We start from the raw sequence: 14,555 nt of genomic DNA on the forward strand, positions 1-14,555 counted from the left end.
TCCCATCACTGCTGCCGGCTCTGCCCTGCGCTGTTTTTCACTCTTCTCCGGAGGATGTGGCTCGAAGGCACACCCGTTATGGCAATGAGCGCTCCCACGGGCAACACCTCCGGAAAAGAGGGAATACAACCGGTGGAGGGAGCGGATGCCGCGGGCTTGACCTTGACGCTACGTCAACCTCTAGCGTGGTGACCACGAGAGAGGAGGCCCACAGTGGACTGGTCGATCCAGGACATCGCGCGGCTGGCTGGCACGACATCCCGAACGCTTCGGCACTACGACAGCGTCGGGTTGGTGCGGCCGACGCGCATCGGCGACAACGGCTACCGCTACTACGACGAGCGCGCGCTCGTGCGGCTGCAGCGGGTGCTCATGTTGCGGGACCTCGGCCTCGGCATCCCAGCAATCGCCGAGGTGCTCGACGGTCAGAGGGATGACACGAAGGCCCTGCTCTCACACCTCGACTGGCTGCAGCAGGAGAGGAACAGGCTCGACCGGCAGATCGCCAGCGTCGAGCGCACCATCAACGATCTGAAGGGAGGTGAACAACTGATGGCAGAGAAGATGTTCGACGGCTTCGACCACACCCAGTACAAGGAGGAGGTGGAGGAGCGCTGGGGTGCGCAGGCCTACGCCGACAGCGACAAGTGGTGGCGCTCCATGTCGAAGCAGGAGCAGGCAGAGTGGAAGCGGAAGGTCACTGAGCTGGGCTCCGATTGGGCTGCTGCCGCGGCATCCGGGATTCCACCGGAGAGCGACGAGGCGCAGGCACTCGCGAAGCGCCACGCCGAGTGGCTCAGCAGCATTCCGGGAACGCCCGGGGCCGGCAGCGCGCCCACGAAGGAGTACTTCATGGGACTCGCCGACATGTACGTCGCCGATGAGCGCTTCGCCGCGAACTACGGAGGCGCCGAGAACGCGACCTTCGTGCGCGACGCGATGCGTGTCTACGCGGAGAAGCACCTGCGCTAAAGAAACCCCCGCGAGAAGCCACTTGTCGAGCGTTTCGGCAAGAGATGTGCTCAGAAGTGGCTTTTCGCGGGGGTTTGAGAGGGGCCGGGTCAGCCGCCGACCGCCCACCACTCGAGGGTCGGGACTCGGCTGTAGCCGTCGCGGGAGACCAGCTCCACGGTCGCGATTGCGCTCCACAGGGCGAGGCCGCCGAGCGCGATCATCATCACCATCATGTCGTCACCACCTCTCGCGGAGTCGCGGTGTCCCTGGGGAGGCGGACCCGCAGCAGCGGCAAGGTCACGCCGACCATGGGGCCTATGAGCAGGGCGAACAGCAGGGTGCCGATGCCGACGTTTCCGCCGAGCACCCACCCGATCGAGAGCACGGTCACCTCGATAGCGGTGCGCACGATCCAGATGCGGATGTCCCAGCGCCGATGGATGCCCGTCATCAGGCCATCGCGTGGCCCGGGTCCGTACCCCGCCCCGATGTAGAGGCCCGTGGCGACGGCCAGCAGCGCGAGACCCCCCGCGAAGAGTGCGACGCGAACGATGAGGTTCGTCTGCTCAGGGATCAACCAGAGTCCGAACTCGGCGCTGGGGCCGACCAGCAGCACGTTGAGCACGGTTCCAACCCCCGGCCTCTGGCGGATCGGGATCCAGAGCAGGAGCACGAGTCCGCCGACGATGTTGGTGACCAGGCCGAACGAGAGTCCGGTCTGCGCCACGATGCCCTGCGTCAGCACGTCCCACGGCGAGACTCCGATCGCGGCCCGCACGATCAGAGCGATCGCGAACCCGTAGAGGAAGAGCCCGACGACCAATTGGCTGGCGCGTCGAGCGAAGAGCAGGCGTGGACTGGACATGTTGCAATCCAATTCCTGTATTGGACTGGACACAAGAGGCCAATCGATCTACTGTGGCCCGATGAGCACTCTTTCAGCCCGCGCATTGGCCACCCTTCTTGCGGGATGGCGTGATGCTGGAGTCGCGTATGCGGCGCTGGCCGACCGCATCCGCCTGCTCATCCTCGACGGTCGCATCGCCACCAGTACGCGCCTGCCCGCAGAGCGCGAACTCGCAGCCCAGCTCGGGGTGAGCCGCACGACGGTCACCGCGGCCTACGCGGCTCTCCGCGACTCGGGCTACCTGCTCAGCGTGCGCGGCTCCGGCAGCGTCGCCCAGCTCCCCGCTCGCCAGCACGTGGCCTTCGATGGCACCTATCCCGACCTGCTCGACCTGAGCAAGGCGACCATGCCAGCGATCCCGCAGGTCGCCGATGCCGCTCAGGCCGCGGCCGCCCAACTGCCCGGTTACCTGGGAGAGTCCGGCTTCGACGCGTATGGGCTCGACGCCCTGCGCGAGGCGATCGCCGATCGCTACGCGGCGCGCGGTCTTCCCACGAGCCCCGACCAGGTGATGGTCACGGTCGGTGCCCAGAACGCGATCGCCCTCATCGCCCGCACGATCATGGGCAGGGGAGATCGGGCGCTCATCGAGCACCCGACCTACCCCCACGCGCTCGACGCACTGCGCACGGCCGGGGCACGCGTCATCCCGGTCAGCGTCACGACCGACGAGGGGTGGGATGCCGCGGCCCTCGAGCAGTCCATCCAGCGCTCGAGTCCCGCCCTCGGCTACCTCATGCCCGACAACCACAACCCCACGGGACGCACGATGCCCGAGGAGCAGCGCGAGTGGCTGCTTGCGCTCGCCGCCCGCCACGGCACGACGATCGTTGCCGACGAGACGATGGCCGAGCTCGGGCTCGACGGACAGCCGTCACCGCTCCCGATCGCCGCTCACGGCAACGCGATCCTCGTCGGCTCGGTGGGCAAGACGGTGTGGGGCGGACTCCGAGTGGGATGGATCCGCGCCGATCGCACGGTCATCCAGCGTCTGGCCCGCGCCCGTTTCTCAAGCGATCTGGGCACGCCGATCATGGAGCAGCTCGTGGTTGCTCACCTGCTGCGCGACTTCGACTCCGTGCTCGAGCAACGCCGCGCCTACCTCCGTGAGGGCCGTGACCGTCTCGTCCGCCTGCTGCACGAGAGGCTTCCGGAGTGGACCGTCCCGCACACATCCGGCGGCCTCACGTCGTGGGTGAACCTCGGCGAGCCGGTCAGTTCGCAGCTCGCGATCGCCGCGCGCAACGAGGGTCTCGTGATCGCTGCCGGGCCACGCTTCGGTGTCGACGGGGCCTTCGAGCGTTTCATCCGCATCCCGTTCTCGTACTCCGAGGAGCACACGGTGCGAGGAGTGGATGCTCTCGCCCGCGCCTGGGCTACCGTCATGCGGTACCCGGCCGCAGCTGAGGTGCAGGAGGATCTCGCCTCGATAGTGTGAGGCTTACTCCCACAGGAGTATGCGGGCCGCCCATGAACCGAGCGATAATCTCGTGTGCACCTTCTGTCTGTCTTCAGCCTGCGTAACCGCGCTCTCATCGCGCTCGTCACCATCGTGGTGGGGGTGTTCGGCGGCCTCGCGCTCACCTCGCTCAAGCAGGAGCTGATCCCCTCCCTGTCGCTGCCACAGGTGTTCATCGTCAGCACCTACCCGGGCGCGAGCCCCGCTGTTGTCGATAAGGATGTCTCGACCCCCATCGAGGCCGCCATCCAGGGTGTCGCCGGCCTCGACTCGACAACCGCGACCTCGAGTGCCAACGTCTCGAGCATCACCGCCGCCTTCGCCTACGGCACGAACATCTCGACGGCGGAGCAGAAGATCCAGTCGGCGATCAACCGACTGGGCTCCCAGATCCCGGATTCCGTGGACACCCAGGTGCTCACGTTCAACTTCTCCGACCTGCCGGTGATCCAGATCGCCGTCACGAGTGACCTCGATCCGGTGGATCTCGCGGCGAGGCTCGAGTCCTCGACGATCGTCGACCTCAAGAAGCTCGACGGAGTGAGCGATGCATCGCTCCTCGGCACCACGACGCAGCGCGTCGTCATCACCCCGGACCCCGCGGAGCTCGCGCTCCGTGGCCTCAGCACGCAGGCGATCCGCGACGCCCTCGACGCGAACGGCGTGCTGCTGCCGGCCGGCCAGATCACCGAGGACGGCCAGACCCTCACCGTCCAGGCCGGAGCCCGCCTCACCGACACGGACGAGATCGCCGCCCTGCCGCTGCTGCCTGCGACGCCAGCCGCCGGCGCAGGCATCCCCACCCTCGCGGAGGTCACCACGATCGCGGATGTCGCGACCGTGCAGATCGTCGACGATCCCGTCACCGGCATCTCCCGCGTCAACGGCGAGCCCTCGGTCACGATCGCGATCTCCAAGGCCGCCTCGGGCAACACCGTCTCGGTGTCGCAGGCGGTTGTCGCCGCGATCCCCGACCTCGAGGCGGCCCTCGGATCGAACACGAAGTTCACCGTCGTGTTCGACCAGGCACCGTTCATCGAGGAGTCGATCAACAGCCTCGCGACCGAGGGACTGCTCGGCCTCGCCTTCGCCGTCATCGTCATCCTGATCTTCCTGCTGTCGATCCGATCGACTCTCGTGACCGCGATCTCGATCCCCGTCTCGGTGCTCATCACCTTCATCGGCATGCAGGTCTCCGGCTACACCCTCAACGTCATCACCCTCGGTGCGCTCACGATCTCGATCGGTCGCGTCGTGGACGACTCGATCGTCGTGATCGAGAACATCAAGCGGCACATGTCTCTCGGCGAGCCGAAGATGCAGGCCATCCTCACCGCGGTGAAGGAGGTCGCCGGCGCGATCACGGCGTCGACCGTCACGACCGTGGCCGTGTTCCTCCCGCTCGCGCTCGTCGGGGACATCACGGGTGAGCTGTTCCGGCCCTTCGCCCTGACGGTATCGATCGCGCTCGCGGCATCCCTCTTCGTCTCGCTCACGATCGTTCCGGTGCTCGCGTACTGGTTCCTCGGCAACAAGGTGAAGGTGCACAAGCACGACGGACCGGTCCCGGCGACCGCCGAGGAGCGCGACGAGCTGGAGACGCCCACGCGCCTGCAGAGGGCGTACCTCCCGATCATCCGCTGGACACTGTCGGCCGCCTGGAAGGGCGCGATCGTGCTCTTCGCGTCGGTGCTTCTGCTCGGTGGCACGCTGTGGTCAGCGCAGTTCCTGCCGACGAACTTCATCGGCGACAGCGGTCAGAACACCCTCACGGTCAACCAGAAGCTCGGACTCGGCTCGAGCCTCGAAGCTCAGGATGAGGCGGCGATGACGGTCGAGGCCGCTCTCCTCGACGTCCCCGGGGTTGAGACGGTGCAGACCTCGATCGGCTCGGGGGGCAGCTCCCTGCGTGCGGCCTTCAGCGGCTCGAGCGGCGCAACGTTCTCCCTCACGACCGACCCGGAGCTCGACCAGACCGAGCTGCAGAACGAGGTTCGCGCCAAGATCGACAGCCTCAGCGACGTCGGCGAGGTGACCCTTGCCGCGGCGCAGGGTGGGTTCGCGTCATCCACGATCAACATCAACATCACGGCGACGACCGAGGCGGAGCTCAAGCAGACCGCCGACCAGATCCAGACCGCGATGGCGGATCTCGACGTGGTGGCGCAGGCCACGAGCAACCTCTCCGACGAGCAGCCTTTCATCGAGATTGCGGTCGATCGTGACAAGGCCGCTGAGCGCGGGCTGAGCGAGATCGCGGTGGGTGGCATCGTGACGGCCGCGATGAACCCGAGCGCCGTGGGCTCCGTGGTCATCGACGAGAAGACCCTCTCGATCTACATCCTCAACGAGAACGCGCCGACGACCATCGAGGAGCTTCGCGCCTTCGAGATCCCGACCGCTCTCGGCCTCGTGCCGCTGAGCGACCTCGCGACCGTCGAGGAGACCAACGGACCGTCGAGCATCACCACGATCAAGGGTGAGCGCAGCGCGACGGTCGCGGTGACCCCCAACGGCGATGACGTGGGCACCGCGTCATCCGTGGTGTCGACCGAGCTCGAGTCGCTCGACCTTCCGGCCGGAGCATCCGCCGAACTGGGCGGTGTCACGTCGCAGCAGTCCGACGCGTTCACGCAGCTCGGTCTCGCGCTGCTCGTGGCGATCCTCATCGTGTACGTCGTGATGGTGGCGACCTTCAAGAGCCTCCGCCAGCCGTTGCTGCTGCTCATCTCGGTGCCGTTCGCAGCCACCGGCGCGATCCTGCTGCAGCTTGCGTCGGGCATCCCGCTCGGCGTCGCGTCGCTCATCGGTGTGCTCATGCTCATCGGAATCGTGGTGACCAACGCGATCGTGCTCGTCGACCTCGTGAACCAGTACCGCGAGCGGGGCATGAAGGTTCGGGATGCCGTGATCCACGGTTCCTCGAGGCGTCTGCGGCCCATCCTCATGACGGCGGCTGCGACGATCTTCGCGCTGCTGCCGCTCGCGATGGGACTCACCGGCCAGGGCGGGTTCATCTCCCAGCCGCTCGGCATCATCGTGATCGGCGGTCTCATCTCGTCGACGCTGCTCACGCTCGTTGTGCTGCCGGTGTTGTACTACCTCGTCGAGGGCGCCAAGGAGCGTCGGGACGACCGCCGTGCCGCGAAGTCGGCTGGCCTCCCACCGAAGCCACCCACGACGCCCGGGTCTGAGGGTGCCGCGGTCGCGGGACCCGTCGCGGCTCACGCGGCAGCGGCGCCCGGACGTCGTGCCGCGGTTCACGCAGCGCCCGCGACGCCGCCGAGCGAGCCCGCGAACGCTGTGCCGCCAGTGCCACCGGTGCCACCGGTGACGGTTGCCCCTCCTGTGCCGTCGGCGCCGCAGGCATCCCCGGCGCCGCCAGTGGCGTCTGCGCCTCCCGTGCCTTTCGCGCCACCTCCCCCGGCCGCACCCGTGCCGTCGACGCCGCCTGCACAGTCGGCACCGGCTGCCCCTCCGGTGCCCCCGGCCCCGCCCGCTCCACCAGCGCCCCCGGCACCTTCGGTGACGCTGCCGAGCGCGCCTCCGGTGCCGGAGCAGTTGCCGCCCGCACCGCCGACGCCGCCGGTTCCCGCTGCCCCGCAGCAGCAAGCACCGACGTTGCCGGCCTGGCCCGCGCCTGCTCCGTTGGCGGAGCCTGCGGCTCCGCCCGCGCAGGCAGCGCCCCCGGCATCCGCCCCAGTCCCCCCGGAGCAGGCGCCGTCGGAGCCGGAGCAGGGCCCGGACGGTCGCTAGGCTCGGCGGGTGGCCACTCCTGACTTCGTCCTCGCCCTGCGCGCCAAGATCGGCAATGACCCCCTCTGGTTGATGGGGGTGAGCTCCGTCGTTCTGCGCGGCACCCAGGTGCTGCTCGTCAAGCGCGCCGACAACGGAGCCTGGACTCCCGTCACGGGCATCGTCGACCCCGCGGAGGAGCCGGCAACGGCCGCCGAGCGCGAGACCCTCGAGGAGGCCGGAGTCGTGGCGAGGGCCACCGCGGTCACCTGGATCCACGTCATCCCGCCGATCACTTACTCCAACGGGGATGTCTCGCAGTACGTCGACATCACCTTCCGCTGCGATTTCGTCTCGGGTGACCCGTGGCCCGCCGACGGTGAGAACACGGATGCGGCGTGGTTCGAGCTCGACGCCCTGCCCGACATGGAACCCGACATGCTCGAGCGCATCCGAACCGCGGTCGAGTTCGACGGGATCACCCACTTCGAGCGCTGAGCGGCCCACCAACCCCCGCGAAAAGCCACTTATTGCGGATTTGACGGGCGGATGCCACGACAAGTGGCTTTTCGCGGGGGTTGGGGTACCGCAACACGCCCGGGAACGAGCGAACCCTAGACGTCTCGAGGGCGATCGAGTAACGTTGACCAGTCGGCTCAAGACGGGCGCTTTCGTGCGCCACAGGGTTTGTGTGTCTTTAGGCCGGTTCGACAGCACATCTGCTGCTCGACAATCACCATGTATGTGACGGCCTCGGTCAAAGACTGCCCGGGTTCAGTAGTGCGCGCGGTTCATTCCGTGGCGCGCTGCCATGCGTAAACGAGAAACCCGGAAAGTACCACCATGCCCCAGTACGACAAGCCGGCCTACGGCAAGAACTCCAAGTCAGGCGCCCCCAAGGGATCGCGCAGCCCGAACCACCGCGGTTACAAGGCTGACGCGGCATCCGCGCCCAAGAAGCGTTGGACCGCGGACGAGCGCGCCGCTCGCACCGGCGACCGCCCCGCCTACGGCAACTCGAAGCCGGCTCGCGACGACCGTCGCCCCGACTGGACGCCTCGCGAGAAGCCCGCGCGCCCCGCGTACGGTGACCGCAACGACCGCGCCGAGCGTCCCTCCTACGGCGACCGTCCTGCTCGCACCGAGCGCCCCTCGTACGGCGATCGCGCCCCCCGCACCGACCGTCCGTCGTACGGTGACCGCCCGCAGCGCTCCGAGCGTCCCTCCTACGGAGACCGCCCGGCCCGCAACGACCGCCCGAGCTACGGCGACCGTCCGCAGCGTTCAGAGCGCCCGTCGTACGGCGACCGCCCCCAGCGCGACTCGTACAACGACCGCCCCGCACGTGGCGAGCGTCCTTCCTACGGTGACCGTCCGGCTCGCACGGACCGCCCGTCCTACAACGACCGCCCGGCTCGCACCGACCGTCCCTCGTACAACGACCGTGCGCCGCGCACGGACCGCCCGTCGTACGGTGACCGCAACGACCGCGGTGCCCGCACGGAGCGCCCGTCCTACAACGACCGCCCGGCTCGCGCCGAGCGTCCGTCGTACGACCGCGCCGACCGTCCCGCTCGCACCGAGCGCCCCTCGTACAACAGCGACCGCGCTCCGCGTCGCGACTTCGACGACCGCCCCGCCAAGCGCGAGAGCGACTACTACACGGCCCGCAGCACCACGGGTCCCGTGGACGATGTCGTACTCGAGCGGCTCGAGGCATCCGCCATCACCGCCGGCGACGTCGAGGGAACCACGTTCGCCGACCTGGGCCTCGGCAACAACATCGTGCGCCAGCTCGCGACCATGGGTGCAGCCGCCCCGTTCCCGATCCAGGCAGCGACCATCCCGGACGTTCTTGCAGGCAAGGACGTTCTCGGTCGCGGCAAGACCGGCTCCGGCAAGACCATCGCCTTCGGTGCGCCCCTCGTGGAGCGCCTCATGGAGAACAACGGTGGCAAGGACCGTCAGATGGGCCGCAAGCCGCGCGCCCTGATCCTCGCCCCCACGCGTGAGCTCGCCCAGCAGATCGACCGCACCGTGCAGCCCATCGCACGTAGCGTCGGCCTGTTCACCACGACGATCGTCGGTGGCGTTCCCCAGTACAAGCAGGTCTCGGCGCTGCAGCGCGGTGTCGACATCGTCATCGCGACCCCCGGCCGTGTTGAGGACCTCGTGGAGCAGGGTCGCCTCGACCTCAGCAACGTCATGGTCACCGTGCTCGACGAGGCCGACCATATGTGCGACCTCGGATTCCTCGAGCCCGTTCAGCGCATCCTGCGCGAGACCAAGGAGGGTGGCCAGAAGCTGCTCTTCTCCGCGACTCTCGACAAGGGTGTTGCCACCCTCGTGAACGAGTTCCTCGTCGAGCCGTCCGTCCACGAGGTCGCTGGCGAGGACCAGGCGTCGTCGACGATCGACCACCGCGTGCTCCTCATCGAGCAGCGCGACAAGCGTGCGATCATCGAGCAGCTCTCGAGCGGCTCGGGCAAGACCCTCGTCTTCACCCGCACGCGTGCCTTCGCCGAGGAGATGAGCGACTTCCTCGAGGACGCCGGAATCCCCGCGACGAGCCTCCACGGTGACCTCAACCAGTCGCGCCGCACGCGCAACCTGCAGCTGCTCACCAGCGGCCGGGTCAACGTGCTCGTGGCGACGGATGTCGCGGCACGCGGCATCCACGTCGATGACATCTCGCTCGTGATCCAGGCCGACGCACCGGAGGAGTACAAGACGTACCTCCACCGCTCGGGACGCACCGGCCGCGCCGGCAAGCAGGGCACCGTCGTGACGCTGGTCAACAAGAACCGTCGTCGCAAGATGGACGAGCTGCTCGGCCGCGCCGAGATCGAGGCCAACGTCAGCCACGTCGCCCCCGGCGACGAGCTCCTCGAGACGCTCGCCGCACTCTAAACCCCCGCGAGAAGCCACTTCTCGTACGAAAACCCCCGCGAGGGCCACGATAAGTGGCCTCTCGCGGGGGTTTTTCCGTGCGGCTAGGGCACGAGGAGACGGCAGGGCACCTGCACCTGGCGGAACGGGGCATCCGCCACATCCACGATGTCTGTCGGCCCGAGCGTCGCACACTCCTCGCGTGCCGCGGCCACATTGCCCGACCACGTGACACCCGACTCACGGCTTGAGACCGACTGTGTGCTGGCGATCGCGAACGTCAGGAGAAGGCCGACGATCGCAACCCACCCCACGACTCCTGGCCAGCGGCGCCCCTCGCTCTCGCCGATCCGCCACAGCACCGCAGCGGCCACGGGAACGGTTGCTGCGAGGAACAGTCCGGAGACCACCCCGTAACGGCTGCCGAGCAGACCTTCGAACCCCCACGCGTTGGTGTGGTGGGCGTAGAGGAAGTACCCGCCCCCGTCGAGTACGGCCGCGCCGGCGTAGGTGGCGCCGGATGCCAGCACCAGCGCGATAACGAGAATGCGCTGGCGACTCGTGCCCCTCACCAGCACGAGGACGATCGCGGCGACGAACGGGAGTGCGACGAGCAGGGGCACGAGTGGGCCCGTAGCCACGAGCACGCCAGCCTCCCAGTCGGGGTTCGGGTTGAGCATCGGAAGCACGGTGTTGTAGAGGTACCCCAGGGCGAGCGACGGGAAGCCGAGCCAGGAAGCGCCGGTCGGTCTGGGCGTGAGCAGCGTCGTGATGATCTGGCCGAGCAGACCGAGCAGGAGTCCGATGCCGATCGGCCAGGACTTGCGGTGGCGATCGATGAGCACGAGCACGAGCAGGGGGACGAAGATGATGGACTGGATCTCGGTCATCGCGCACAGGAATGCGACGACGCCCCAGCCGACGCCCGAGGCCCACGTGCGCGGGCGGTAGAGCAGCAGCCACGGCATGAGCCACAGGCAGTAGGTGTGGAAGTCGGCGAGGTTGCCGACGACCTCTTGGCCGCTCAGCGGGAGGAGGAAGGTGACGCCAGCCAGGGCAAGGCGAGCGGGTACCCACGGCACGAGGTCCCGGCTCAACCAGAACACGGCGGCCCCGACGAGCCCCGTCAGGATCGCGCACGCGACGAAGACCGCGATGCCGTAGGCGTCGATCGGTACCGTCCACGCGAGGAGCGCGGTGACGATGCGCGGGATGAGGTGCTGGTAACCGGCATAGCCGCTGAACAGGCCGGCTGTGCCATCGATGTGCTGCTGCAGGAAGGTGTTGCCGTCCTCGGCCCAGATGGTGTCGATGTGCGACACGGGCACCCTCAGCAGCGTGATGACGGCACCGACCGCCACGATGGAGATGAGGATTAGACGGTTTGGCACACCGAGAGCATACGCGAACGCAGTTTCCGCAACTTTACGACTGGATGGGGCGACGGAAGGCCCGCGCGAAACCCCACTCGGTGACCTTGACCATCGCTTCGCGCACGATCGCACCGCTCATCTTGGAGTCCCCGAACTCACGATCGCGGAACTCGATCGGCACCTCGACGAGCTCGAGACCCTCCGCTGCGATGCGGCGCGTCATGTCGATCTGGAAGCAGTAGCCGTGGGATTCGATGCCGGCCAGCGGCAGCGATCGGAGCACGTCCGCACGGTAGGCGCGGTAGCCGGCCGTGACATCCCGAACCTTGAGGCCGAGCATCGTGCGCGCGTACCAGCTGCCACCACGGCTGATGAACTTGCGGCTGGCGGGCCAGTTCACGACCGAGCCGCCCTCGACCCACCGCGAACCGATGACCCCGCCGACACGGCCGGACGTGTCATCCGCCAGAACCTTGAGCATGGTCGGAATCACCTCCGGCGGGTGCGATCCGTCGGCGTCCAGCTCGAGCAGCACGCCGTAGTCGCGCTCAAGGCCCCATGCGAAGCCCGCAAGATAGGCGGGTCCGAGGCCCTGCTTGCCGCCGCGAGTGAGCAGGTGGATGCGCGGCTCGGACTCGGCGAGGGATGCAACGTACTCTCCGGTGCCGTCGGGGCTCGAGTCATCCACGACCAGGATGTCGACCCCGGTGGCGAGCACACGAGGGAGGATCCGCTCGATGCTCTCCCTCTCGTTGTACGTCGGAATGATCACCAGCGCAGGGGCGGTCGGCACGATGTGAGTCAGCTTTCAGGGAGATGAACGGGATGCACATAGGGTAGTCCACGGACTTGGTGCGCCCGCACGGGTGCCAGTGGGAGGAAGATCGTGACGGACGTCGACGAGCAGGCGGAGGGCAAGCCAGCCTCGCGCACCCGAGCTCATCTCTTCACGGCTCTCCGTTACATCGCACTCGCCGTCGTCATCGGCTTCGCGGTCGCGTTCTTCGCCGAACGCTGGACCCAGATCACCGATGTGATCTCGCGCATCCCCGTCTGGGGCGTCGTCGCCTCGTTCGTCGTGATGCTCCTCGGCATGGTCGCCAACGTGCTCAGCTGGGTCACGATCCTCAACGGCCTCGGTCACGTCGTGCCGCTGCCGCGTGGTTCGCAGATCATGCTCGTCGGCCAACTGGGCAAGTACGTCCCTGGTTCGGTGTGGGGCTACGTCATGCAGATGGAGCTCGGTCGCCAGTACGGGATCGCCCGCGCGAGAGTGCTCGTGACCACTCTGTACGCGGCGGGCATCGGGGTCGTGGCATCCCTCATCCTCGGCGTCTCGGTCATCCCCTCGGTCGCGGCCGACCAGCCCGCGCTCGCGTGGCTGTACCTGCTGCTTCCGATCGGGCTTGTGTGCCTGCACCCCCGCGTCATGACGTGGTTGTCGAACCTGACCCTCAAGGTGTTCCGCCGTCCGCCGCTCGAGCACCGCGTGCGCTACGGCACGATCGCGGTCGCCATGGGGTGGTCGCTGCTCTCCTACGTGCTCTACGGGGTGCACCTGCACCTGCTGGTGGGCGAGGTGCTGCCGTGGTCGTTCATCACGATCCTGATGCTCGGCGGCGCCATCAGCCTCGGCTTCACCGCGAGCCTGTTCGCTCCGATCCTGCCGTCGGGAGCTGGCATCCGTGAGCTCGTGCTCATCCTCGTGATGCTCGCCGTCTCCGTCCCCGATGCCTACGCGCAGGCCGCGAGCCTTCTGTCGCGGGCGATGTTCACCGCGGGCGACCTGCTGCTGGCCGGGGCCGCCGTGATCCTGGTGCTCGTCATGCGTCGCAGCCTGCGGGCGCGCGACACCGCCTCGAACGAGTACGCGCAACTCGGCGACTGGCACTCAGCGGACGAGCCCCCGACCGGCCCGCACCCCGCCAAGGACTAGACCGGTCTCTAGGGCGTCAGCTGCTCGCAGGGGATCTTGACGAGGCGGTAGGGCGCGTTCGCGATCTCCATGACCGTGTCCGGCGGAAGAGTCTCGCAGGCCTGGCGAGCGGCCGCGATGTTGCCCGACCAGCTCACCCCCGACTCACGGCTCGAGACCGCCTGTGTGCTCGCGAGAGTGAACTGCAGCAGGAGCCCCACGAGGGCGACCCACGCGATCGCCCGGGGCCAGCGAACACCGCGCTCCTCGGCCAGTCGCACGAGCACCGCGGCAGCCAGCGGAACGGTCGCCGCCAGGAAGAACCCGGATGCCACCCCGTAGCGCACGTTCTGAATGCCCTCGAATCCCCACGTGTTGGTGTGGTGCGCGTAGAGGAAGTAGCCACCCCCGTCGATCGTGGCGCCACCTGCGTACACCGCGCCGGATGCCAGCACCAACGTGATCACGAGGATGCGCTGGCGCCCCGTTCCCCACACCAGCGCCACGACGGTCGCGGCGACGAAGGGCAGCAGCACGAGCGCGGGGATGAGCGGACCGGTCGACAGGAGGATGTTCGCCTGCCACACGGTGTCAGGGTTCAGCATCGGCAGCACCGTGTTGTAGAGGTAGCCGAGCGCGAGGGAGGGGATGCCCTGCCAGGCCGCCGTGCTCGGTCGCGGCAGGAGCAGGGTCGTGATGACCTGCCCGAGGAGTCCGAGCACCAGGCCAGCACCGATCGGCCACGCGAACCGGTGCTGCTTGCGCACCATGAGCAGCAGGAGCGGCACGAACAGGAGGGTCTGGATCTCGGTCATCGCGCAGAGGAAGGCCACAATGCCCCAGCCGATGCCGCCGCCCCAGGTGCGCGGCCGGTAGAGCACGAGCCACGGCATGAGCCACAGGCAGTAGGTGTGGAAGTCCGCGAGGTTGCCGACGACCTCGGGTGTGCTGAGGGGGAGCAGCAGCGTGATTCCGGCGAGACCCAGGCGGGCTGGCATCCACGGCACCATGTCGCGGCTCAGCCAGAAGACCGCCGCCGCGATACCGCCGGTGAGGATCGCACACACGATGAAGACGGCCAGGCCGAAGGCGTCGATGGGCAGCACCGTCACGATCAGCGCGGTGACGATGCGGGGGATGAGGTGCTGATAGCCCGCGTAGCCCTTGAACATGACGGCCCACGCGGAGTCGTTGATGTGCTCCTGGATGAAGATCTGGCCGTCCTCCGCCCACACGGTATCCAGGTGGGAGAACGGAACGCGGAGGAGCGTGATGACGGTCCCGACAACGACGATGGCGATGAGGATGAGCCGTGTTTTCACG

At 68.0% G+C, this 14,555-nt stretch carries 11 protein-coding genes; 6 read left to right on the plus strand and 5 right to left on the minus strand.

From position 1 onward, the window contains the following. The first annotated feature begins 213 nt into the window (after nucleotides 1-213). Nucleotides 214-972: a MerR family transcriptional regulator gene (locus HDC94_RS03115; protein ID WP_179494775.1), complete on the plus strand. Its 759-nt coding sequence runs from the start codon at nucleotides 214-216 to the stop codon at nucleotides 970-972. 89 nt (nucleotides 973-1,061) lie between these two features. On the opposite strand, the gene HDC94_RS14515 is transcribed toward HDC94_RS03115, so the two are convergent. After that, complete coding sequence (locus HDC94_RS14515) at nucleotides 1,062-1,187, minus strand: hypothetical protein (RefSeq protein ID WP_257021620.1); 126 nt, start codon at nucleotides 1,185-1,187, stop codon at nucleotides 1,062-1,064. Continuing rightward, nucleotides 1,184-1,819 carry a YitT family protein gene (locus HDC94_RS03120; protein ID WP_179494777.1) on the minus strand — a complete coding sequence of 212 codons (636 nt, stop codon included), beginning with the start codon at nucleotides 1,817-1,819 and terminating at the stop codon, nucleotides 1,184-1,186. Before HDC94_RS03120 ends, HDC94_RS14515 begins: the two co-directional genes overlap by 4 nt. Before the next feature lie 61 nt (nucleotides 1,820-1,880). Between HDC94_RS03120 and HDC94_RS03125 the strand changes: the two genes are divergently transcribed. The 4 genes from HDC94_RS03125 (at nucleotide 1,881) to HDC94_RS03140 (ending at nucleotide 9,965) form a co-directional block, all read left to right on the plus strand. Further along, nucleotides 1,881-3,299, plus strand: a complete 1,419-nt coding sequence (locus HDC94_RS03125) for a PLP-dependent aminotransferase family protein (RefSeq protein ID WP_179494779.1) — start codon at nucleotides 1,881-1,883, stop codon at nucleotides 3,297-3,299. Between the two features lie 54 nt (nucleotides 3,300-3,353). Next, on the plus strand, nucleotides 3,354-7,076 hold the full coding sequence (locus HDC94_RS03130) for an efflux RND transporter permease subunit (RefSeq protein ID WP_308495612.1): 3,723 nt from the start codon (nucleotides 3,354-3,356) through the stop codon (nucleotides 7,074-7,076). Between the two features lie 9 nt (nucleotides 7,077-7,085). Then, on the plus strand, nucleotides 7,086-7,553 hold the full coding sequence (locus tag HDC94_RS03135; RefSeq protein WP_179494781.1) for an NUDIX domain-containing protein: 468 nt from the start codon (nucleotides 7,086-7,088) through the stop codon (nucleotides 7,551-7,553). Between the two features lie 345 nt (nucleotides 7,554-7,898). Continuing rightward, complete coding sequence (locus tag HDC94_RS03140; RefSeq protein WP_179494783.1) at nucleotides 7,899-9,965, plus strand: DEAD/DEAH box helicase; 2,067 nt, start codon at nucleotides 7,899-7,901, stop codon at nucleotides 9,963-9,965. A gap of 83 nt (nucleotides 9,966-10,048) precedes the next feature. On the opposite strand, the gene HDC94_RS03145 is transcribed toward HDC94_RS03140, so the two are convergent. After that, nucleotides 10,049-11,335, minus strand: coding sequence for a hypothetical protein (locus HDC94_RS03145; protein ID WP_179494785.1), 1,287 nt, complete (start codon nucleotides 11,333-11,335; stop codon nucleotides 10,049-10,051). A 34-nt stretch (nucleotides 11,336-11,369) separates the two neighbouring features. Next, nucleotides 11,370-12,110, minus strand: coding sequence for a polyprenol monophosphomannose synthase (locus tag HDC94_RS03150; RefSeq protein ID WP_308495613.1), 741 nt, complete (start codon nucleotides 12,108-12,110; stop codon nucleotides 11,370-11,372). A gap of 93 nt (nucleotides 12,111-12,203) precedes the next feature. On the opposite strand from HDC94_RS03150, the gene HDC94_RS03155 reads away from it, so the two are divergent. After that, nucleotides 12,204-13,253, plus strand: coding sequence for a lysylphosphatidylglycerol synthase transmembrane domain-containing protein (locus HDC94_RS03155; RefSeq protein ID WP_179494786.1), 1,050 nt, complete (start codon nucleotides 12,204-12,206; stop codon nucleotides 13,251-13,253). Between the two features lie 8 nt (nucleotides 13,254-13,261). Here the strand turns inward: HDC94_RS03155 and HDC94_RS03160 are convergent, their stop codons facing one another. Then, on the minus strand, nucleotides 13,262-14,554 hold the full coding sequence (locus tag HDC94_RS03160) for a hypothetical protein (protein WP_179494787.1): 1,293 nt from the start codon (nucleotides 14,552-14,554) through the stop codon (nucleotides 13,262-13,264). Nucleotide 14,555: the final 1 nt, after the last annotated feature.

The organism is Leifsonia sp. AK011, assembly GCF_013410945.1.
Classification (GTDB): domain Bacteria; phylum Actinomycetota; class Actinomycetes; order Actinomycetales; family Microbacteriaceae; genus Rhodoglobus.

Coding starts and splice junctions, on each gene's coding strand:
- HDC94_RS14515 (WP_257021620.1), bottom strand. CDS start 1,187: ATGATGGTGATGATGATCGCGCTCGGCGGCCTCGCCCTGTGGAGCGCA.
- HDC94_RS03120 (WP_179494777.1), bottom strand. CDS start 1,819: ATGTCCAGTCCACGCCTGCTCTTCGCTCGACGCGCCAGCCAATTGGTC.
- HDC94_RS03125 (WP_179494779.1), top strand. CDS start 1,881: ATGAGCACTCTTTCAGCCCGCGCATTGGCCACCCTTCTTGCGGGATGG.
- HDC94_RS03140 (WP_179494783.1), top strand. CDS start 7,899: ATGCCCCAGTACGACAAGCCGGCCTACGGCAAGAACTCCAAGTCAGGC.